The sequence below is a fragment of the Cellulosimicrobium composti genome (assembly GCF_010287905.1).
In the GTDB taxonomy this organism is placed as follows: domain Bacteria; phylum Actinomycetota; class Actinomycetes; order Actinomycetales; family Cellulomonadaceae; genus Cellulosimicrobium; species Cellulosimicrobium composti.
Genome location: NZ_JAAFAN010000036.1, coordinates 22,929 through 43,339, shown reverse-complemented (window position 1 = coordinate 43,339; position 20,411 = coordinate 22,929). Strand labels below are relative to the sequence as shown.

20 protein-coding genes and 7 tRNA genes are annotated in these 20,411 nt (G+C 75.9%); 11 read left to right on the top strand and 16 right to left on the bottom strand.

The window, feature by feature from the left end:
• The 4 genes from GYH36_RS11750 to GYH36_RS11735 all read right to left on the bottom strand — a co-directional run.
• Positions 1-1,431 (bottom strand): tyrosine-protein kinase domain-containing protein (locus GYH36_RS11750; protein ID WP_312028609.1); only part of this gene is annotated, 1,431 nt, incomplete at its 3' end.
• Positions 1,432-1,555: 124 nt separating this feature from the next.
• Positions 1,556-2,545, bottom strand: coding sequence for a GDP-L-fucose synthase family protein (locus GYH36_RS11745; RefSeq protein ID WP_034603586.1), 990 nt, complete (start codon positions 2,543-2,545; stop codon positions 1,556-1,558).
• Entirely contained in the window at positions 2,542-3,576 is a 1,035-nt protein-coding gene (gene gmd / locus GYH36_RS11740) for a GDP-mannose 4,6-dehydratase (RefSeq protein WP_024839576.1), read from the bottom strand. Before gmd ends, GYH36_RS11745 begins: the two co-directional genes overlap by 4 nt.
• Positions 3,577-3,642: 66 nt before the next feature.
• On the bottom strand, positions 3,643-4,929 hold the full coding sequence (locus GYH36_RS11735; protein ID WP_115942485.1) for a glycosyltransferase: 1,287 nt from the start codon (positions 4,927-4,929) through the stop codon (positions 3,643-3,645).
• A 54-nt stretch (positions 4,930-4,983) separates the two neighbouring features.
• Between GYH36_RS11735 and GYH36_RS11730 the strand changes: the two genes are divergently transcribed.
• Positions 4,984-5,550, top strand: coding sequence for an LbetaH domain-containing protein (locus GYH36_RS11730; RefSeq protein WP_115942484.1), 567 nt, complete (start codon positions 4,984-4,986; stop codon positions 5,548-5,550).
• 17 nt (positions 5,551-5,567) lie between these two features.
• Here the strand turns inward: GYH36_RS11730 and GYH36_RS11725 are convergent, their stop codons facing one another.
• The 7 genes from GYH36_RS11725 to GYH36_RS11695 form a co-directional block, all read right to left on the bottom strand.
• Entirely contained in the window at positions 5,568-6,155 is a 588-nt protein-coding gene (locus GYH36_RS11725) for an acyltransferase (RefSeq protein ID WP_312028608.1), read from the bottom strand.
• A complete protein-coding gene (locus tag GYH36_RS11720) occupies positions 6,152-7,249 on the bottom strand; it encodes a glycosyltransferase (RefSeq protein ID WP_162289920.1) in 1,098 nt (365 codons plus the stop codon). The genes GYH36_RS11725 and GYH36_RS11720 overlap by 4 nt, the downstream gene beginning before the upstream one ends.
• Positions 7,246-8,355 carry a polysaccharide pyruvyl transferase family protein gene (locus GYH36_RS11715; RefSeq protein ID WP_162289919.1) on the bottom strand — a complete coding sequence of 370 codons (1,110 nt, stop codon included), beginning with the start codon at positions 8,353-8,355 and terminating at the stop codon, positions 7,246-7,248. Before GYH36_RS11715 ends, GYH36_RS11720 begins: the two co-directional genes overlap by 4 nt.
• Positions 8,352-9,602 (bottom strand): lipopolysaccharide biosynthesis protein, encoded by a 1,251-nt coding sequence (locus GYH36_RS11710; RefSeq protein ID WP_162289918.1) that lies wholly within the window; start codon positions 9,600-9,602, stop codon positions 8,352-8,354. Before GYH36_RS11710 ends, GYH36_RS11715 begins: the two co-directional genes overlap by 4 nt.
• 12 nt (positions 9,603-9,614) lie before the next feature.
• Positions 9,615-11,138, bottom strand: a complete 1,524-nt coding sequence (locus GYH36_RS11705) for a sugar transferase (RefSeq protein ID WP_115942480.1) — start codon at positions 11,136-11,138, stop codon at positions 9,615-9,617.
• 201 nt (positions 11,139-11,339) lie between these two features.
• A complete protein-coding gene (locus GYH36_RS11700; protein ID WP_115942479.1) occupies positions 11,340-11,906 on the bottom strand; it encodes a peptidase in 567 nt (188 codons plus the stop codon).
• A 93-nt stretch (positions 11,907-11,999) separates the two neighbouring features.
• Positions 12,000-13,766, bottom strand: a complete 1,767-nt coding sequence (locus tag GYH36_RS11695) for a DUF4012 domain-containing protein (RefSeq protein WP_162289917.1) — start codon at positions 13,764-13,766, stop codon at positions 12,000-12,002.
• A 227-nt stretch (positions 13,767-13,993) separates the two neighbouring features.
• Here GYH36_RS11695 and GYH36_RS11690 point away from each other — a divergent pair, with 227 nt between their 5' ends.
• Positions 13,994-14,539: an arsenate reductase/protein-tyrosine-phosphatase family protein gene (locus GYH36_RS11690; protein WP_312028607.1), complete on the top strand. Its 546-nt coding sequence runs from the start codon at positions 13,994-13,996 to the stop codon at positions 14,537-14,539.
• 402 nt (positions 14,540-14,941) lie between these two features.
• Here GYH36_RS11690 and GYH36_RS11685 read toward each other — a convergent pair whose 3' ends face one another.
• From GYH36_RS11685 to GYH36_RS11670, 4 genes are all read right to left on the bottom strand, one after another.
• Positions 14,942-15,208, bottom strand: coding sequence for a helix-turn-helix domain-containing protein (locus tag GYH36_RS11685; protein WP_162289916.1), 267 nt, complete (start codon positions 15,206-15,208; stop codon positions 14,942-14,944).
• A gap of 165 nt (positions 15,209-15,373) precedes the next feature.
• Positions 15,374-15,445, bottom strand: a tRNA-Val gene (locus GYH36_RS11680).
• Positions 15,446-15,500: 55 nt separating this feature from the next.
• Positions 15,501-16,409, bottom strand: coding sequence for an aminotransferase class IV (locus tag GYH36_RS11675; RefSeq protein ID WP_024839563.1), 909 nt, complete (start codon positions 16,407-16,409; stop codon positions 15,501-15,503).
• On the bottom strand, positions 16,406-17,509 hold the full coding sequence (locus GYH36_RS11670; protein ID WP_115942476.1) for a chorismate-binding protein: 1,104 nt from the start codon (positions 17,507-17,509) through the stop codon (positions 16,406-16,408). Before GYH36_RS11670 ends, GYH36_RS11675 begins: the two co-directional genes overlap by 4 nt.
• 176 nt (positions 17,510-17,685) lie before the next feature.
• On the opposite strand from GYH36_RS11670, the gene GYH36_RS11665 reads away from it, so the two are divergent.
• The 9 genes from GYH36_RS11665 to GYH36_RS11625 all read left to right on the top strand — a co-directional run bounded on the left by GYH36_RS11665 (position 17,686) and on the right by GYH36_RS11625 (position 20,132).
• Positions 17,686-17,758, top strand: a tRNA-Gly gene (locus tag GYH36_RS11665).
• Between the two features lie 49 nt (positions 17,759-17,807).
• Positions 17,808-17,878 (top strand) — tRNA-Cys (locus GYH36_RS11660).
• A gap of 20 nt (positions 17,879-17,898) precedes the next feature.
• Positions 17,899-17,970, top strand: a tRNA-Val gene (locus tag GYH36_RS11655).
• A gap of 158 nt (positions 17,971-18,128) precedes the next feature.
• Positions 18,129-18,201: transfer RNA gene (locus GYH36_RS11650), tRNA-Gly, on the top strand.
• A 54-nt stretch (positions 18,202-18,255) separates the two neighbouring features.
• Positions 18,256-18,326 (top strand) — tRNA-Cys (locus GYH36_RS11645).
• 16 nt (positions 18,327-18,342) lie between these two features.
• Positions 18,343-18,417, top strand: a tRNA-Val gene (locus GYH36_RS11640).
• A gap of 57 nt (positions 18,418-18,474) precedes the next feature.
• A complete protein-coding gene (locus GYH36_RS11635; RefSeq protein ID WP_024839561.1) occupies positions 18,475-19,341 on the top strand; it encodes a hypothetical protein in 867 nt (288 codons plus the stop codon).
• A gap of 44 nt (positions 19,342-19,385) precedes the next feature.
• Positions 19,386-19,709, top strand: a complete 324-nt coding sequence (locus GYH36_RS11630) for a DUF2277 domain-containing protein (RefSeq protein WP_024839560.1) — start codon at positions 19,386-19,388, stop codon at positions 19,707-19,709.
• Positions 19,710-19,814: 105 nt separating this feature from the next.
• On the top strand, positions 19,815-20,132 hold the full coding sequence (locus GYH36_RS11625) for a hypothetical protein (protein WP_024839559.1): 318 nt from the start codon (positions 19,815-19,817) through the stop codon (positions 20,130-20,132).
• A 4-nt stretch (positions 20,133-20,136) separates the two neighbouring features.
• Here GYH36_RS11625 and GYH36_RS11620 read toward each other — a convergent pair whose 3' ends face one another.
• Entirely contained in the window at positions 20,137-20,352 is a 216-nt protein-coding gene (locus GYH36_RS11620; RefSeq protein WP_024839558.1) for a hypothetical protein, read from the bottom strand.
• Positions 20,353-20,411 lie beyond the last annotated feature (59 nt).

The window sequence follows — 20,411 nt, the reverse complement described above, 5'->3', positions numbered from 1 at the left end:
GGCGCGGGCCGTGCGGCGGTCCGCGCGCGTGCCCGCCGCGCCGCCCCGCGACGGCTCGTCGGCGGTGTACGCGTAGTACCCGTACTCGTACGCGTTCGCGCCCGGGCCCTTGACGGGCACGCGGTTGACGACCATGCCCAGCGGGCGGACGCCCACCGTGCCGAGCGCGGAGAGCGCCGTCTCCAGCTGGTGGCGGTGCACGGTGCCGGCACCCGCCACGACGATCGCCCCGCCGACGCCCCGCGCGAGGATCGCGGCGTCGGTGACGGGCAGGAGCGGGGGCGTGTCGACGACGACGACGTCGTACTCGGCGCGCAGGCGCTCGAGGAGCCGCGTCATCGGCTCGGCGCCGAGCAGCTCGCTCGGGTTCGGCGGGATCTGCCCGGCCGTGACGACGTCCAGGTTGCCGTTGCCCCAGGGTTGCAGCGCGTCCTCGAGGCCGACCTTGCCGATGAGGACCGTCGTGAGTCCCACGGACCCCTCGATCCCGAGGTACCGGGCGACGGACGGGCGCCGCAGGTCGGCGTCGACGAGGACGACGCGCCGGCCCGCGTCGGCGAGCGTGATCGCGAGGTTGATGCTCGTCGTCGTCTTGCCCTCGCCGGGCAGGGAGGACGTCATGACGTAGGTGCGGGCGGCGGTGCCGAGCTCGAGGAACTGCAGGTTCGTGCGCAGCCGGCGGAACGCCTCGGCGCGGACCGCCAGGGGCGACTCCTGGACGATGAGCGGGTGCTCGGGCGCGTCCTCCTCGTACCCGATGACGCCGAGCACGGGCGCGTCGGTGATCGCCTCGACGTCGGCCGTCGAGCGCACGCGCGTGTCCAGGCGGTCGCGCAGCACGGCGAGCGCGACCCCGAGCGCGAGGCCGACGAGCAGCCCGAGCACGAGGTTGAGCCGGAGGTTGGGCGACGCGGGCGCGTCGGGCACCGCTGCCGCGCGGACGGTGCTGATCTGGACGGGCGAGTCCCCGCCGCCCGCGGGCGTCTCGAGCTCGCGGACCACGGTCGCGAGCGAGGCGGCCGTCGCGTTGGCGACCTCCGCGGCGAGCTGGGGCGACTCGTCGGTCGCGGTGACGTCGATGAGCGCCGTGTCGAGCGGCGAGTCGGCGCGCACGCGCTGCGCGAGCGAGGCGGCGTCGTCGGTGAGGCCGAGTTCCTCGACGACGGGGTCGAGCACGCGCGGGCTCGTCGCGAGCTCGACGTACGACTTGACCTGGCGCACGGTGAAGTTGGAGCCCTGGAGCAGGTCCGTCGTCGTGTCCGAGCCCTGCACGGACACGTACACCTGGGACCGCGCCGCGTACGACGGCGTCGCGAGGAGCGAGTACGCGCCCGCGAGCGCCAGCCCGAGCGCGGCCACGACGACGACGCTCACCCACCTCTTGCGCAGCAGCAGCACGTAGTCCGCGAGCTCCATCGTCGTCCCCCTCACCGGGCCGCTCCCCCTGAGCGTCGACCCGCGACCGCCTCAATCTCGCACAGGGCCCCGGACGTCGCGACCCTGGGCACGCCCTCGCGGCGCGGGGCGTCCGCGCGCACGGCACCGCGCCTCGCGGTCACCGGCGCACCTCCCGCGCGTGCTCGCGGTACCACGCGACCGTGCGCTCGATCCCCTCGCGCAGGCCGGTCCGTGCCTCCCAGCCGGTCGCACGCAGGCGGGACACGTCGAGGCGCTTCTGCGGCGTGCCGTCCGGCATCGAGGTGTCCCAGGTCGTCGCGCCGTCGTAGCCGACGACGTCGGCGACCGTCTCGGCGATCTCGCGGATCGTCACGTCCTCGCCCGTGCCGACGTTGACCTGCACCGGGCCGTCGTAGTGCTCCAGGAGGTGCAGGCACGCGTCGGCCATGTCGTCGCTGTGCAGCAGCTCGCGGCGCGGCGTGCCCGAGCCCCAGTTCGTCACCTCGCGCGCGCCCGTGCGCACGGCCTCGTCGTAGCGCCGGACGAGCGCGGGCAGCACGTGCGACCCGGTGGGCGAGAAGTTGTCGCCCGGGCCGTAGAGGTTGGTCGGCATCGCCGAGATCCAGGGCAGCCCGTCCTGGCGCCGCACCGCCTGCACCTGGAGGATGCCCGCGATCTTCGCGATCGCGTACGCGTCGTTCGTCGGCTCGAGGTGCCCGGTGAGGAGCGCGTCCTCGGTGATCGGCTGGGGCGCGAGCCGCGGGTAGATGCACGACGACCCGAGGAACAGCAGGCGCTCGACCTCGACGGCGCGCGCAGCGTCGAGCACGTTGACCTGGATCCGCACGTTCTCGGAGAGGAAGTCGACCGGGTAGGCGGCGTTCGCCATGATCCCGCCGACCTTCGCCGCCGCGAGGACGACGTAGCGCGGGCGGTGCTCGCGGAAGAACGCGAACGTCGCGTCGCGGTTCGTGAGGTCGAGCTCTGCCGACGTGCGCCCCACGAGCCGGGAGAAGCCCGCGCGCTCGAGGCGGCGCCACACGGCCGACCCGACGAGGCCGCGGTGGCCCGCGACGTAGAACACCGCGTCGCGGTCGAGGGGCGCCGGGTCGTGCCGGACGAGGTCGCGCTCGTCGGGGGTCGTCACGCGGCCTCCCACGTGGCGAGGGCGACGCGGTCGATCCACGGCGACCCGGCATGCCCGAGGGCCTCCACGTCGGCGTCGACCATGATCCGCGCGAGCGCGCGCCCGTCGACGGTCGGCTTCCAGCCGAGCTCGGCGTGCGCCTTGCTCGGGTCCCCGACGAGCGCGTCCACCTCGCTCGGGCGCAGGTAGCGCTCGTCGAACCGCACGTGGTCCTGCCAGCGCAGGCCCACGTGCGAGAACGACTCGTCGAGGAAGTCGCGAACCGTGAGCCCGGTCCCCGTGGCGAGCACGTAGTCGTCGGGCTCGTCCGCCTGGAGCATGCGCCACATGCCCTCGACGTACTCGGCGGCGTACCCCCAGTCGCGGACCGCGTCGAGGTTGCCGAGGTACAGGTGCTCCTGGCGGCCGGCCTGGATCGCGGCGACGGCACGGGTGATCTTGCGCGTCACGAACGTCTCGCCGCGGCGCGGGGACTCGTGGTTGAACAGGATCCCGTTGACGGCGAACATCCCGTAGGCCTCGCGGTAGTTCTTCGTGATCCAGTACGCGTAGAGCTTGGCGGCCGCGTACGGCGAGCGCGGGTGGAACGGGGTGGTCTCGTCCTGCGGCGGCGGCGTGGCCCCGTACAGCTCCGACGACGACGCCTGGTAGTAGCGCGTGTCCACGCCCGCGAGGCGCACCGCCTCCAGGAGGCGGATGGCGCCCGTGCCGGTCGTGTCGGCCGTGTGCTCCGGCTCGTCGAACGACACGCGCACGTGCGACTGCGCCGCGAGGTTGTACACCTCGTCAGGCCGGATCTGCGAGATGAGCGTCACGAGGCGCGCGCCGTCGGACAGGTCCGCGTAGTGCAGGAACAGCCGTGCGTCCTGCTCGTGGGGGTCCTGGTACAGGTGGTCGATCCGTGCCGTGTTGAACGTCGACGCGCGGCGGATCAGCCCGTGCACCTCGTAGCCCTTGAGGAGCAGCAGCTCCGCGAGGTACGAGCCGTCCTGCCCGGTGATGCCGGAGATCAGCGCCTTCTTCGTGGTCATGGGTCCCCCTCGGTCGTGCGTCGTGCGTACGTCGTGCGTGCGTCGTGCGTTCCCTCGTCGCGCCCGTCAGGCGAGCGCCGCCTGCTCGTCCTCGGCGCGGGCGGCGCGGGGCGCCGCGCGCGGGCGCACCGTGCCCCACCGCGCGAGCCAGCTCTCGAACCGCTCGACCGCGGCGTCCTCGGACAGGACCGTGCGGCGGTACCGCCGCCCCGCCTCCCCGAGCCGGTCCGCGGCCGCCGCGTCGGACGCGATCCGCAGCACCCCGTCGACGAGCGCCTCCGGGTCCTGCGGGTCCACGCGCAGCCCGGCGCCCGACGCCGCGAGCTCCTCGGCCGTCGTCGACCCCGCCGCCGTGGCGGCGAGCACGGGCCGTCCGGCGTCGAAGTACGACGTGAGCTTGCTCGGCACCGACATCTGCGACAGTCCCGCGAGCTCGTTGACGAGCAGCACGTCGGCGGCCGCGAGCGCCGCGACGAACGCGTCGTCGGGCAGCGGGTCCACGAACCCGACCGACCGGATCCCGGCGGCCGCGGCCTCCAGGTCGCGCCGGCGGCTGCCGTCGCCGAGCAGGACGAACCGCACGGGCACGCCGCGCCGGTCCACGACCCGCCCCGCCTCGACGACGTTCTCGAGCCCCTGCTTGGCCCCCTGGTTGCCCGCGTGGAGCACGACGACCTCGTCGTCGCGCCACCCGAGCGCACGGCGCGCGGCCGCGCGGTCCGTCGGGGCGCGCTCGGCGAGGTGGGTCCAGTTGCGCACGGTCGTGACCCGCTCGGCGGGGACGCCGAGGACGTGCACGAGGTGCGCGGCGAAGCGGTCGTGGATCGCGACGACGGCGTCCGACCCGCGCGCGACCGCGCGCTCGACCGCCCGGACCGCGCGCGCCGCGGTACCCGTCGCGGTGCCGGTCTCCTCGACCCCGAGCGAGTACAGGTCCTGCGTCCACAGCACGACCCGGCGCCGGCGCCCGGCGAGCCGGCCCAGCCGTGCCCGCGCCAGGGCGGCGGCCGCGGCGAACAGCGACGGCGACACGAGCAGCACGACGTCGCTCGCGGGCCAGCGCACCGCGGCCGAGCGGAGGCCGAACGACGTCTCGGCGGCGAGCCGGCGGCCCGGCGTCGGCACGCGGGGCACGTAGTGCCGCAGGCGGCGGACCCGCACCCCGTCGAGCGTCTCGCGCGAGGACCACGCCCCGTAGCCGTCGCGCACGCGCCACTCGGGGTAGTGCGGGTGCGTCGTGACGACCTCGACGTCGTGGCCCCGGGCCGCGAGGCGCCGCGCGAGCGCGGCCGTGTAGGGAGCGTTGCCCGACGGCTCGGGCGCGTAGTTCGCGCCGACCACGAGCACGCGCATCGCCCAGGCCGTAGGGTCGGCGGCAGACCGATCGTCTCGACCCTGGGGGCTGAGTTGAGCACTGACCGGAACGACCACGACGTGCCCGTCGTCCCGCTGCGGGACGCGCCCGGGGAACGCCAGGCGTGGGACCGCCCCGCGCTCGTCGTCTACCTCTGGGGCGTCGTCGAGCTGCTGCTCGTGACGAACCCCTGGCAGATCAGCTCGCGCCTGCGCGTCGCGGCGCTGCGCGCGTTCGGGGCCCGCATCGGCGACGGCGTGATCATCCGCCCCCGCACGCGCGTCCGGTTCCCCTGGAAGCTGCGCGTGGGCGACGGGTCGTGGATCGGCGAGGGCGTGTGGTTCCACAACCAGGACCTGGTCGAGGTCGGGCGCGACGTCGTCGTCTCGCAGGACACGTTCGTCACCACGGGCAGCCACCGCCACCGCACCGACATGGGGCTCGTCACCGCGCCCGTGCGCATCCGCGACGGGTCCTGGGTGACGGCGCGCTGCGTCGTGCTCGGCGGGACCGACATCGGCCGGTCCGCGCTCGTCGCCCCGGCCTCCGTCGTGCGCGGCGAGGTGCCCGACGGGCGCGTCTGGGAGGGTCGTGCTCTCACCGACCGCCGCCGGTTCTGACCGCTCGACCTGGCGGCTCATCCGCGCCTCCTCCGGGCGCGCTCGTCGAGCGCCCTGCTGTGCCGGGCCGCGTCGGCGGCGTCGAAGCGCGCGCGGACGACGCGCGCGGGCGAGCCGACGGCGATCGAGTACGGCGGGAGGTCGCCGGTGACGACCGACCCCGCGCCCACGATCGTGCCCTCGCCGATCGTCACGCCGCTGAGCACGATCGAGCCGCCGCCGACCCAGACGTCGCGCCCGATGCGCACGGCGTCGCGCGGCGTGGCGGGCCGGTCCCCCGACCACGTGGACTCCGCGACGGGGACGCCCACCTCGTCGAACGCGTGGTCGTCACGCCCCACGACCTGCACGGCCTGGCCGATGAGCGCGAAGTCGCCGATCTCGCCGTCGACCTCGACGATCGACCACGGCCCGATCGACACGTCGTCGCCGATGACGAGCCGGTGGGGGGCGCTCACGACGGCGAAGCGCCCGAGGCGCAGGCCGCGGCCGTAGGTGACGTGCTGGCGCACGGCGAGGCGCCGCATCACCGCGCGCACGGGCCGCACGAGGACGGGCGCGAGCTGCGTCCGTGTGCCGTAGACCGGCGTCGTTCCGCTCGTCACGCGATGCTCACCTCCTGCGGGCGCTCGACCCGGGCGCCGAGGGCGTCCACGAGGCCGCGCGCCATCGACTCGGCCGAGTAGGACTCGCGGACCCAGGCCGACAGCGCGCGGTCCGGGACGCTCGCGCGGTCGTCCCACGCCGCGAGCGCCGCCGTCGCGAGCCCCTCCACGGAGTCCGTGGGGAACCACCGCACCGCGCCGTGGTCCGCGAGCTCGATCTCCGGCGAGTGCGGCTCGTCCCGCGACACGAGCGTCGGCACGCCGAACCCCGCGGCCTGCGTGAGCGACAGCCCCGCGAACCCGGGCGACACCGCCGCGAAGGCCCGCGCGTGCACGGCCCGGAGCGCGTCGACGTCGTCGACCCAGCCCGCGAACGTCACCGCGTCCTGGAGCCCCTGCTCGCGCACGAAGCGCTCGAGCTCGGGCCGCAGCTCGCCGTCCCCGACGAGCGTGAGACGCATGCCCGGGCGGGCCTGCCGGGCCACGGCGAACGCGCGGACGAGGAGGTCGACCTTCTTGGCCCGCACGAAGCGGCCCACGAACACCAGGTGGTCGCGCTCGCCGACCTCGTCGCCCGCCGGGACCCGGATGTCGTCGCGCCGGTACAGCGCGTTGGTCGCGACCCACACGGGCGAGCCCGGCAGGTCCGCGCGCGCGTCCGCGGCGTCCGCGACCGTGTAGGAGACCGTCCCGTGCGCGAGCCGGCGCATGAGGCGACGCACCGGCGCGGTCCGCGCGCCCTGCCCGGCCCGCGGGTGCACGTGGCCCCACACGAGCACCCGCCGCCCGGTCGCGCGCCGCAGCACGAGCAGCAGCCACGCGGTGAGGCTGCGGGGGTTGAGGTCGACGACGGTCGTGCCCCGGCGCAGCGCGTCGCGCCAGTGCCCGACCTGGAGGAAGGCGGCGCGGCGCACGCGCACCATGCGCACGCGCCGGTACCACCCGACGTCCGGGTCCGTGCGCACGCTCGGGTCGAGGTGCGCGTCGCTCACCCACACGGCGAGGTCGCCGGGCCAGGTCTGACGCACGATCTCGACGCACGCGCGCCGGTAGCGCGGCATCACGGCGAGGTAGAACCCTGCGCTGGCTGTCATACGCCCTCCTCGAGGGGGTCGGGGACTCGGTCCGGTCGTGCCGCGGCCGGGCGCGCGCCGGCCGGCGGAGCGTCGGGCGCGCCCCGCAGGCCCGCGGCGCGCGCGACGACGAGCGCACGCACGTCGTCGACCGCGGCCCGCGCGGCCGCGCGGTCGACGACGACCGGCTCGCCGAGCGCGGCGAGGTGCACGCGCAGGTCGTCCGGCGCCGCGGTCGAGGGCAGCACGGCGAGCGTCGTCGGCAGCTTGTCGCTCCCGGGCGTGGCGACCGGCACGACCACCGCGCCGTTGCGCGCACCGAGCAGCAGCGCGTGGAGCCGGTCGCTCACGACGACGCGCGCCGTGCGCATCGTCGCGGTCACCCGATCGAGCTGGGCACGGTGCTCCCCCTCCCACGCCACGTGCTCGATCCCGTGCTCCGCCGCGAGGCGCGCGTGCTGCGCGCCGTCGCGACGCACCTGGGTGACGAGCACGGGCCGCGTGCCGGTGCGGCGGGCCGCCTCGATCGCGCGGCGCACGAGCGCCGGGTCCACCTCGCGGTCCCCGCGGAACGACAGCACCATCGCGTCCGCCGCGCCGGTCGCGGGGCCGTCGTCCCCTGCGAGCGCGAGGTCCGGCGCGACCCGCACGCGCGGCCCGAGCACGCCGCGCGTCACGTCGTCCCGCGCGACGTACAGCGACTGGAGCCGCACGCTCAGCGCCTCGACCGCGCGCCCCGCCCGGCCCCCGGTGCGCACCGCGCGGCCGAGCGTCATCGCCTCGCCGCGGCCGAGACGCACGAGGACCACGTTGGCGAGGTTCGCGACGCCCTTGAGCAGCGACCGGCGGTCACCGCCGAGCCGCGCGGGCCCCGGCGCGAAGACGAGCAGCGGGCGCTCGCGGCCCAGCGCCGCGCGCACGAGCCGGGCCTGGAACCGCCCCGGGCGTGTGAGGACCGTCGTGCCGTCGAGGTCGTACGACGCGCGGTAGGACGCCCCCGAGCGGCCGGCGTACACGACGACCTCGTCGCACGTCTCGCGCAGGACGCGCAGCATCTCGCGACGGATGACGACGTCGCCGAGGTTGTCCTCCTGGGCGACGACCGAGCAGAAGCCGACGACTCTCACGGGCGCACCTCCTCGCGGACCGGTGCCCCGGCCCGCGTCGGCCGCTCGTCCTCGGCCCGGTGGTGCCGCACGAGCCGGGTCGCGAGGAGCGCCGCCTGCAGCACGAGCGCGCCGCCGAACGCGACCGCGGCGCCCTCCGCACCCGCGAGGACCGCGCCGACCCCGGCACCGACGAGGCACACGGCGGACATCGCGACCGCCGCGCGCGACACGAACGCGGCGTCGCCGTAGCCCTGCAGGAGCGCGGTGCAGACCGAGGCGACGGCGCCGAAGGGCAGCGCGAGGAGCAGGATCTGCACCGGGACGACGGCCGGGCGGTACTCGTCGAGCACCGGGACCGCGTCCACGAGCGCGGGCACCCACGCCGCGAGCGCCAGGTACGCCACGGCGACGCCGGCCACGAGCCACGCGAGGTGCGTCAGGACGCGCCGGCGCGCGGCCACGCCCACGGCGCGCGTCGCGTGCGGCAGCAGCGCGAGCGCGAGCGACGTGGGGACGAGCCGCAGCGGGACCGTCGCCCGGCTCGCGAGCGAGTAGAGCCCGCCGACCACGGCTCCCCCGGTCGCCGCGACGACAGGGACGTCGAGCGTGCGCGCCTGCACCGCGACCGTGTTGACCCAGAACGGCCGGGCCTCGCGCAGCACGTGCCCGAGCGGCGCGCGCCCACCCTCCGGGAGCCGGGTACGGTTCGCCGCGTTGAGCCACGCCACGGACAGGAGCGAGCCCGCGGCCATCGCGACGCCGTACGCGAGCACCGGGTCCGTCCCGGCGGCGCACAGCGCGGCGAACCCCGCCGCGGCGACCGCGCGGCGCACGACGAGGTTCGCCGTCGCGAGGGACGCGCGGCCGTCCGCGATCGCGACGCCCGCCACCGTCTCGGCGTTCCGCTCGGCCGCGGCCCAGACCGCGAGCGGCAGGACCGCCGCGCCGAGGCCGTCACCGAGGGCCGCCGTCACGAGCCACGCGGCGACCAGCGCCGTGACGAGCAGCGGCGCCGTCGTGAGCCGGTTGAGCACGACGGCCGCCCGGACGCGCCCGTCGTCCGGCGCCTCGGCGCGCGTCCGCACGACGTACGCCGACAGGCCCAGGTCGAACACCGCCTGGAGGACGGTGAGCACCGCGACGGCCGAGCCCACGACGCCGAGCTCGGCCGGCCCGACGAGCACGGCGAGCGCCCCGAACGTCACCGCCTGGAGCGCCGCGGCCGCGAGCCTGCCGGTCGTCAGCCACGCGAACGCCCCGATCACGCTGCCCCGCGCTCAGTAGGCACCGTCACGACCCACCACCGCGCGCAGCGTCCGCAGGAGGATGAGGAGGTCCCCCGTCACGGTCCAGTTCTCCACGTAGTAGAGGTCGAGCCGCACGCTCTCCTCGAGCGTGAGGTTGTTGCGGCCGGAGACCTGCCACAGCCCGGTCAGCCCCGGCTTGACCAGCAGGCGACGCCCGATCTCGTCGTCGTACTGGTCGACCTCGAGCGCGACCTGCGGCCGCGGGCCGACGAGGCTCATGGACCCGCCGAGCACGTTGAACAGCTGCGGCAGCTCGTCGATCGAGTAGCGGCGCAGGAACGCCCCGACCCGGGTGACGCGCGGGTCCTGCTTGGGCTTGTAGAAGACCCCGACGTTGCCCGCGCCGAGCACGTCCTCGAGCCGGGACTCGGCGTCCACGACCATCGAGCGGAACTTGAGGACCGTGAACGGCTCGCCGCGCAGCCCGACGCGCTCCTGCGTGAACAGCACCGGGCCGCGGCTCGTGAGCTTGACCGCGAGCGCCGTCACGACGAGGGGGACGGCGAAGAGCACGAGGAGGCCGAGCGCGCCGACGACGTCGAACGCCCGCTTGAGCACGTGCTGCGGACCCGAGTAGCCGGGCGCCTCGACGTGCAAGAGCGGCAGCCCCGCGACGGGCCGGGTCCGGATCCGCGGGCCCGCGACGTCGGTGAGCGCCGGCGCGAGGACGAGGTCCGCGCCCCACGGCTCGAGGTCCCACGCCAGGCGCTTGACGGTCCGGGGGGTGACGAGGTCGGACCCGGTGACCATCACCGTGTCCGCGTGCAGCGGCTCGACGAGGCGCGCCGTGTCGCCCACCTCCCCGACGACGGGCACGCCCGCCACCGTCTCGTGCGGCTCGAGCGGCCCGCCGGGGACGCACGCGCCCACGACCTCGTACCCGCTGTCCCGCGCCTCGCGGAGGCTCCCGACGAGGTGCGCGACGCCGTCGCGGCCCCCGACGACGACCGTCCGCGACCGGCACCGGCCCCGGCGACGCATCCGCACGAGCTGCCGCCGCACGGCCCACCGCCCGAGCACGAGCAGCACGAGGCCGACGGGCAGTGCGATCGCGACGTAGCCGCGCGCGAGGTCGTACCGCAGGAGGTAGGCCGCGATGGCCACGACCCCGAACACGGCGACCGTCGCGTTGACGACGCGCGTGTACTCGGGCGCGCCCGAGCCGAGGCTCCGGCCGTCCCGGGAGAACGCCGCGCGCAGCGCGCACCACCAGACGACCAGGAGCGCCGCGGAGATCGCGGCGTACTGGAGGTCCAGCGTGGTGCCGCCGATCCCGTCGAACCGCACGAGGTACGCGGTCGCGACCGCCGTCGCGACCGCGAGCGCGTCGACCACGGCGACGCGGCGCGCGAGCCGCGCCTTCCAGCCCGGGCGCCGGTACGCGCCCAGGGAGATCCGGACGAGCTGCCCGGTGTCGAAGGACGGCGCGTCGAGACGCCGTCCCGAGTCGTCGAGGTCGACGGCGTCGACCTCGTGATCCTTCTCCAACGTCATGGTGCCCCCTGCGACGTCCGTGGTCGCACGGGCCGCACGACGGCACGGCCGCCCGAGGGCGCGCTCGTACCGCCGCCCGACCGGCGGCCTGCTGAGTGTCTCCGTCACGGTCCGGGACGTCGTCGTCACGGCGACGGCCGGTCGCCGAGGCGACCGGGAGGTTCGGTCAGAGCCCTCGCCCGGGGGCGAGGGCTCGTCCCCTCAGGCCTTCGTCCCGGCGGAGCGCCGGCGGTTGCGCGCGACGAGGACCGCCGTCGTGCCGCCCGCGACGAGCAGCGCCGCGCCGCCGAGCAGGAGGACGTCGTCGGACCCGGTCTCGGCCAGTCCGCCCGACGAGACGTCGTCGCCGCCGCCCTGCGCCGAGCCGGAGCCCGAGCCGCTGCCGGCGCCGTCGGACGCGGGCACCGCGACGACCTGCTGGCTCGACAGGACGGTGCCGTCGGCGTCGGTCGCGACGAGGGAGTAGGTGCCGGGCTCCGACAGCGTCACCGCGAACGACGCGAAGCCGTTCGCGGTGTTCTTGGTGAGCGCCTTGGTGCCGGCGATGGAGATGGCGCCGTCCGGGACGTCGGGCGACGTGATGGTGAGCGTGATCGTCGGGTTGCCCGCCGGCCCGCCCACCGTGACGGTGAACGTCTGGCCGACCGAGGGCGTCGTCGTGGAGACGCCGACCTCGTACTCGTCCGCCTCGTAGGCGGTCGCGACGGCCGGTGCCGCGGCGATCGCCCCGGCCAGGAGCAGCGTGGTCGCTGCGCGTCGAAGCTTCATGTCAAAGGCCCCCTGCCTTCGTCGGTGACGCGGGGACCTCGGCCGACGGGCGTCGTCGACGCCCGTTCACGCACGTGCCCCCGCCGTGCTCCCTCAGGAGAACACACTCCCGCCGCACCCGGTAGCCGAGAGGGTGGTCGTCTCGGACCTGGAACCAGGAGTTTTCCTCACGGAAACTTCCCCGGGCTGGTTGCGGCCGCTCACGAGGTCGTAGTCGTACGTCACGGACTCCCCCGGGGCGAGCGCGACGGAGCGGGCCCCGACCACGAGCCCGTCGTGCACGTGCGAGAACAGTCCCGGGCCGTCGTCCGCCCCGGACGTCCCCCGGATCCCGCCGCCCGCCGGGGCGTACACGAGCAGGTTGGTGCGGATCGTCCCGTCCCCGCCCGCCCCCAGGACGTACTCGGGCAGGCGCGCCGCCTCGTCCGCGGTGAGCGTGGACGTGAGCGTGACGCGCAGCGTGAAGGACTGCGAGCCGTCGGGGCGGCACGTGACGTCGTCGAGCGCGACCGCGGAGTCGAGGTAGTAGCCGGTCTTGGACGCGGTCGTCGCGTTGAGGTACACGCCCACGACGGGCGACGCGGGGCCGCCCGCCGGGTCGACGCCGCGCCCCACGAGCTCGCCCGACAGGACGGTGCCCGCCAGGAGGTCCTGCTCGGTCGCGCGCGCCGACCACACGAGCAGCCGGCCCTCGCGCGCCGAGCCGGCGAGCGCGTCGACGAGGCGCGCCGGGTCGCCGGTGCCGCTCGTGAGCGCCGCGACGACCTCGCGCGCGACGAGCGCGAGCACCGCGTCCTGCTCCGACGGGTCCTCGTGGTCGCGGTACACGCCGTTGAGCAGGTACGCGGCCGCGTCGTCCTCCGTGAGCCGCAGCGCCTCGCCGTCCGGGGTGGCGACCTCCACGGGGCCCACGGCGCCCAGCACCCCCGCGAGCGCGACGGGGTCCACGGCGACGACGCCGTCGACGTCCTCGCCCGTCTGCCGCAGCCACGCCTCGCGCGCGACGCGCGCCGCGCGCGGGAAGTCGGGCGTCGACGTGACGTTGAGCATGTACCGGCCGAGGTCGTCGCCGAACAGGGCGGCCTCCGCGCCGCTGAGGTCGACGACGCTCTCCGGGAGCGGGCCGAGCGCGCTCCCCGGGCGGACCTCGACGAGCGCGACGTCCCCGCCGTCGGCGCGCAGGTGGAGCACCGACCCGGCGATCCCGCCCGTCGCGCGGGGCTCGGCGTTGTTCTGCACGAGCACGAGGTAGTCGCGCGCCTCGTCGGCACCGAGCATCGCGGGGACGAGGTCGACGGCACGCGCGGCCGTCGACGTCTGGGACGCCACCTGGGCGAGCTCGTCGCGCAGGTCGTCCACCGCGGCGGCCAGCGGCCCCACGAGCGAGGCCGTGTCGATGCCCGCGACGCTCTCGAGCGACGCGGTGACGGCGCGGTCGGCCGCGACGACGTCGTCGCGCGCGTCGGCGAGGGGCGCGAGGTCGAGGGAGCCGCCCGACGGCGCGAGGGCGGCGGGCGAGGCGACCTCCACCGCGGCGGCGAGGCGGGGCAGCGCGTCCTGCGCGACCCGGTCGACCGCGCCGGTGACCTCGCCGAGCGCGCGGGCGTCGTCGCCGACGAGCGGGAGGGCGCGGGCGAGCGTCCAGTGCGGGCCGTGCGTCGCCGCCGCCGCGAGCGCCGCGGAGCCGCGGACGTCCTCGACCGTGGCCGTCGCGTCCTGGCCGGACCGCACCTGCTCCTGGAGCACGGGGAGGCGCGCGGCCACGTCCTCGAGCGCGGCGCGGGCGCGCAGCGCGTCCACGAGGAGCCACGCGAGCCAGGCGACCACGACGACGAGCGCCAGCGCGACCGCGAGGCCCACTCGTCGACGCAGTCGTGGCCGTCTCGTCCGCGGACGCCTCGGCGTCTCCCGCTCCGGCTCGCGTCGTCCGGCCGGCGCGACCGTCGTCGCCGCTCCCGACCAGCCCGGACCCCACTCCTCGTGCACCATGCCGCCCCCTGCGACTCGCCCCCTGCGCGACGGCCCCGGCGCGCTGCCGTCGCTCGCGCTACATTACCCAGACCCACGCCCGCAGGGAGGCTCAGAGCGTGCTGTCCGTCCTCGTCGTCTGCACCGGGAACATCTGCCGCTCGCCCGCGGCGCAGCTCGTGCTCGACGCCGCGCTCGACGACTCGGTCGTCGTGACGAGCGCCGGGACGCGGGCGGTCGTGGGCGCGCCCGTCGCCCCGCCCATGGCGCGCCTCGTCGCGCGCCGCGGACTCGACCCGGCGGCGTTCGCCGCGCGCGACCTGACGCCCGACCTCGTGCGCGCGGCGGACGTCGTGCTGACCATGACGCGCCGCCACCGGGCCGACGTGCTCGACCTCGCGCCGGCCGCGCTGCGCCGCTCGTTCCTGTTCACCGAGCTCCCGGCGATCGCCGAGGCCGTCGGGCCCGGGGACGGCGCCACGACCGACGCCGCCCGCCTCGCCGCCGTCGTCGCGGCAGCCCCGCGGGCGCGGGCAGTCCTCGACCTCGCGCGCCACGCCCCGGACGTCGAGGACCCGTACGGTCGCTCCGACGAGGTGTACGAGCGCGTGCTCGGCACGATCGAGACCCAGACCGACCGGCTCGTCGCCGCGCTGCGCCGGTGACCGGTCCTCCTCCCTGCCCCCTGCACGGGGAGGAGGACCGGCTGCCGTCACGGCCGGTCGGGCTCCGCGACGGCGACCACCACGACCGCTTCCCGGACGACAGGGCCGCCGCACCCGAGAGCGGCCCCCGAGCCCGTCGTGCCACGGAGACGGGCGCGTCGTGCGGGGAGGTCCGCGGTCGCTGCACCGAGGGCGACCGACCGTCGGTCGACCGTCACCCCGGACATGGGTGCAGCGTGCACGCGGCTCGTGCGTCTCGCAGGCTGGACATCCGTTCAGAAGCGCGCGTGATGTCCGCCATGCGCGGTATGCCCCGCTTCAGCGCCCGGTATGCCCGCTAGATTCACCCCGCCGGCACCCGTGGGACCGCTCACATGGCGAGACGGCGACACCGGGACGGGCTCACGCGCGCTCGCCGTCACCGTCGACGTCCGCCGCCAGGCCCGTCAGGGCTCGCGCGGCCGGACCGATGCGGTAGCGGCGGTCGTCGCCCTGCACGAGCCACCGGTGCGCGACGAGCGTCTGCGCGATCCGGAACGCGCCCGGACGACTCACGCCCAGGCTCGCCGCCAGCTCCGCCAGGCGCATCGCGCCCGACGCGGCCACCAGCTCGACGGTGCGCACCGTGCGTGACACGGACGCGAGGATGTACGGCCCCCTGCTCGACATGCTCGCGACCCTAGGAGCGATCCCGGTCGCTCGCAGCGCCCGTGCTCCGGACCGCGCCCCCGCAGGGGTTGAGAACGTCACGGCGGCAGGGACCGGTGCTGTGGGGCGAAGAACGCGAAAGGCCCCCCGACCTGCGCGATGCTGGTCGGAGGGCCTTCGGCTCGGTGGGCGATACTGGGTTCGAACCAGTGACCTCTTCGGTGTGAACGAAGCGCGCTACCACTGCGCCAATCGCCCGAGTGCGAGGTCGATACTAGCCTGAAACGGACCGGATCGAAAAACCGGCTCGCGCTCAGGGGTCGAGACGCTCGCGCCGGCGCCGCTCGAACAGGTCGCGCGCGGCGAGCGACACCTCTCCGGCCGCCACGTCGACGCCGTCGAGCCACGTCACGGGCTGCACGTTGCGCACCGAGCCCGTGAGGAGCAAGGCCGCGTCCCCGGCGCTCACCTCGTCGAGCACGGCGAACGGCAGCTCGCCGGGGCGCGCCTCGCGCACGGGCAGGCCGTCCTCCGCGGCCCACTCCAGCAGGAGCTCGCGCGTGATGCCCGCGAGGCACCCCGACGACAGCAGGGGCGTGACGAGCTCGCCGCCGCGCTCGACGAACACGTTGGCGCCCGTGCCTTCGCACAGGTCGCCCGCGGTGTTGGCGAGCAGGGCCTCGTCGCCGCCCTTCGCGACGGCGTCGGCGAGCGCGACGACGTTCTCCGCGTACGACGTCGTCTTGAGCCCCGCGACGGCGGAGCGCTCGTTGCGCGCCCAGGGTGAGCGGACGGCGCGCCCGGCGGGGCTGATGGTCGCGGGGCCGGCCGCGACGACGACCGTCTGGGCGCCCGGCGTGCGTCCCGACCCGAGCGGGCCGACGCCGGCGGTCACGGTGATGCGCAGCCGCCCGACCGCGCCCGCGCCCTCCCGGGTGCGCGCGTCGGCCTCGGCGAGCACGGCGGTGACGCCCTCGAGGACGCGCCGCTCGTCGGGGGCGTCGAGCCCGAGTCCCGCGGCCGACCGCGCGAGCCGGCGCAGGTGGCGGGTGAGGGCGAACGCCCGGCCGTCGAACACCGCGCACGTCTCGAAGACGCCGTCGCCCACGGTCAGGCCGTGGTCGACGGCGCTCAGCGCGTCCTCGTCGGGCCGCACGAGCCGGCCGTCGGCCCAGATCACGAGGTTCTCGGAGGGAGGCGTCGGCGCCCCGGGGGTGCTCATGGCTCCAGTGTGCCCGAGGCGAGACCGACGAGGCGCCGGGCCTTGAGCTCGGTCTCCTCCCACTCGCGCGCGGGGTCGCTCCCCCACGTGATGCCAGCGCCGGTGCCGAACCGCAGCACGCCGTCCGACCACCAGAACGTGCGGATCCCGACGGCGAGCACCGCCTCGTCGCCGTCGACCCAGCCGACCGCGCCGCAGTAGGGGCCGCGCGGCTCGGGCTCGAGCGCGTCGATGATCCGCAGCGCGGAGGACTTCGGGGCGCCCGAGACGGACGCGGGCGGGAACGTCGCGTCGAGCAGGGCGGACCACAGCGCCGCCGGGTCGTGCAGGTCGGGGCGCACGCGGCCCGCGACCGTGCTCACGAGGTGCACGAGCCCGGGGTGCTGCTCGACCGCGAGGAGGCCGGTCACCTCGACCGTGCCGGGCTCGCACACGCGCTGGAGGTCGTTGCGCACGAGGTCGGTGATCATGACGTTCTCGGCGCGGTCCTTGGCCGTCAGGCCGTCCGGCGTCGCGGCGGTGCCCTTGATCGGGCCCGACGTCACGGTCCCGCCGGAGACGCGCAGGTACAGCTCGGGCGACGCGCTGACGACCCACACCGGGTCGACGCCCGCGGCCCGCGGGACGTGCAGCACGCCGCCGTACGGGGCGGGGTTGCCGCGCGCCAGACGCCGGGCGAGGGCGAGCGCGTCCGGCTCGCCCCCCGGGTCGGCGAGCGGTGCGGACAGGACGCGGCACACGTTGGCCTGGTAGACCTCGCCCTCGCGGACCTGCGCGCGCACGTGCGCGACGGCGGCCTCGTACCGCGCCCGGTCCATCGAGCTCGTCCACGCGTCGGCGGACGGCCCGCGCCACGCGCGTCCCGACGCCGGGCCCGCGGCGGAGAGGTCGCCCGGGTCGAGACGCTCGGCGAACCGCCACGCGCGCGCCCGCCCGCCGCGCGCAGGCGCGTCGAAGTCCACGACGACGAACCAGGGCCCGGGCTCGGCGAGCCGCTCCGGCGCGCGACGCAGGTCGACGACCTCGACGACGCCCGCGGCGGCGCGGCCAGCGAGGTGCGCGATCCCCTGCCGCGGCGACGTTCTCCCAGGTCCAGGCACGGGACCACGCTACCGACCGCGCGCACGGCGCCCCGAGACCGCCCGACGCGCCGTGCGCGGCACGCCCGCCGGGGCCGGTTGGACGTAGGACGCGAACGTGGACTAATGTCTGGGACGCGCCGGAACGCCGGGGGCACACGGGAAGCGATTCTCGAGGGCCTCGAAGCTCCGGCCGCGCGGATGTGGCTCAGTTGGTAGAGCATCACCTTGCCAAGGTGAGGGTCGCGGGTTCGAGTCCCGTCATCCGCTCGGAGGCCCACTCTCTCGTCCGCCCTCGCGGTCGCGGAGGGCAGGTCGCGGTGGAGTGGCCGAGAGGCGAGGCAGCGGCCTGCAAAGCCGTATACGTGGGTTCGAATCCCATCTCCACCTCGCAGACAGCACCACCCCTCGGGCGATTGGCGCAGCGGTAGCGCGCTTCCCTGACACGGAAGAGGTCACTGGTTCGATCCCAGTATCGCCCACGAGCACGACGCGAGAGGCCGCCCCGGCACCGTCCGGAGCGGCCTCTCGCGTGCCGACCGTCACCCGGACCGATGCACGGTCCGGGCCGGAAGTCGGCTAGTATGTGCTTCGCGCCGGATCACCGGGAGCCCTACCGGGCTTCTCACGAGCCGGCCGCGCGGATGTGGCTCAGTTGGTAGAGCATCACCTTGCCAAGGTGAGGGTCGCGGGTTCGAGTCCCGTCATCCGCTCGGAGGCCCACTCTCTGGCCTGCTCTCTCGGGAGCGAGAGAGGACGCGTCTCAAGGTGGAGTGGCCGAGAGGCGAGGCAGCGGCCTGCAAAGCCGTATACGTGGGTTCGAATCCCATCTCCACCTCGCAGTGCAGCACCCCGGGCGATTGGCGCAGCGGTAGCGCGCTTCCCTGACACGGAAGAGGTCACTGGTTCGATCCCAGTATCGCCCACCACCACAAGGCCGTCCCGGCATCCCCGGGGCGGCCTTCGTCGTCCGCTAGCCTCGGCCCATGCCGGACCAGTCCCCCGCCCACGACGTGCTGCCCCTCGGCACCGCGCCGCGCCCCACGACCGCCGTCGAGCTCCTCGCGCGGTTGCGCCCCGCCGTGCTCGACGTCCTCGGGCCCGCCGTCGAGGGCACCGACGCCGTGCGCCTGGACGCCGGCCTCGACGGCCCGGACGTCACGCACCTCGACGTCGACGTCACCGCGGTGCGCGTGCACGCGAGCGGCACGTCGGGCCCGCCGACGCCGACCCGTCACGTCGAGGACGTCCGCTCGCGCGAGGACGCGACGCTGCGCCGCCTGCGCGTCGACGCGCACCCGCTCGTCGTCGAGGGCGTCCCCGTCGACGTGACGGCGGAGGTCGAGGGCGTGCGCTTCCGGTGGGTCGAGGGCACCGACGGCACGCTCGCGGTCGAGGCCGTCGAGCCCGACGACGACGCACCCCTGAGCGGGCACGTGCGCGTCGCCGCGCCGCGCGACGAGGTCGTCGACACCGTCCGGCGGATCGTCGCGACGGAGCTCCACGGCATCGGCCTGGCCCTCACGGCGCTCGACGTCGAGGTCGTCGCGCGCGGGCCCCGCAGCGTGTCCCTGCGCGCCGACGCGCGCGTCCGCAAGGGCATCCTGTCCGCGAGCGTGCGCGCGACGGCCACCGCGGTCGTCGACGAGCGGATGGTCCTCACGGTGCGGGACGTCGAGCTGTCGAGCCGCAACCCCGTCGTCGCGGCGCTGCTCGTCGTGGCGCGCGGCGAGCTCGCCAAGATCGAGGGCCATCGCGTGGACCTCGCGGCCGACCTGCCGCCCGGCATCCGGGTCGCGGACGTGCGCGTGGAGGTCGGCGAGACGCTCGCCGTCGCGGCGCGCCTCGCGTGACGGCGCCCTTGTGGTGCCACCGGCGTCCCCGTAGCGTCGAGAGCATGTGCCGGAACATCACGACCCTGCGCGGCCTCGAGCCCCCCGCGACGGACGAGGAGATCGAGGCGGCCGCCCGCCAGTTCGTCCGCAAGGTGACGGGGATCCAGCGCACGAGCGCCGCGACCGAGGAGCCGTTCGAGCGAGCGGTCGACGAGGTGACGGCGATCGTCGCACGCCTCCTCGGCGAGCTGCCCGAGCGCCGCAACCCGCCGTCCACCGTGCCCCCGCTGCGCCGCGAGGAGGTCCGGGCGCGCATCGCGGCGCGCGAGGCGGCCGAGCGCGAGCACGAGCGCGCCCACGCGCTGGGGATCGCCCACTCCCACTGAGGCGGGCCACCGAGCCCACGCTGTGCGCCGAGCGCGGGGCGGGGTGCGGGCCGTGGCACCGCCGGGTGTGCCCCGGCCCGGCGACGGCGTCTAGGCTCGGGACCCGTGAACGCCGCACCCGCACCGTCCCCCGCCCCCGAGGCCCCGCGCCCCGAGCCGGTCAGCGCGAGCATGCGCCGGGCGAAGGCCGACGCGCGGTCCGCGCACGTGACGATCGGTCAGGTACGCGAGGACGCGGCCGGGCACGTGACCATCGACTGCTCGTGCGGCATGGCGCTCACGAACGGGCCGGACTGGACGGTCGACGAGCACATCCGCCTGCACCGCGCCGAGGCGCGCTACCTCGCGCTCAGCGCGGTCGCGCCGGCCGGGATGCCGCGTCTCATCCCGGTCGACGCCGACCGGCTGCCGCGGGTCGACTGACCTTCTAGAGCTCGTCCGGGTCGTCCCAGGACGTGCCCGACGACGCGCCGTCGATCGGCCGGCGCTCGTTCTCCGAGAGGGACTGCGGCGCCTTCGTCGCGTCGCCCCCGGTGAGCACGTCCCCGGTCCCCTCGGCCTCGTCCTCGCGACGCGGGGACAGGCGCGCGGAGGCGACGTCGGACTCGTTGAGGTCGTCACGGTGGTGTGCGTGGGTGCTCATGGGACGAGGTCTACCAGGTCCCACGACCACCTGCACGGCCGTCCACCTCCGGGCTCCGG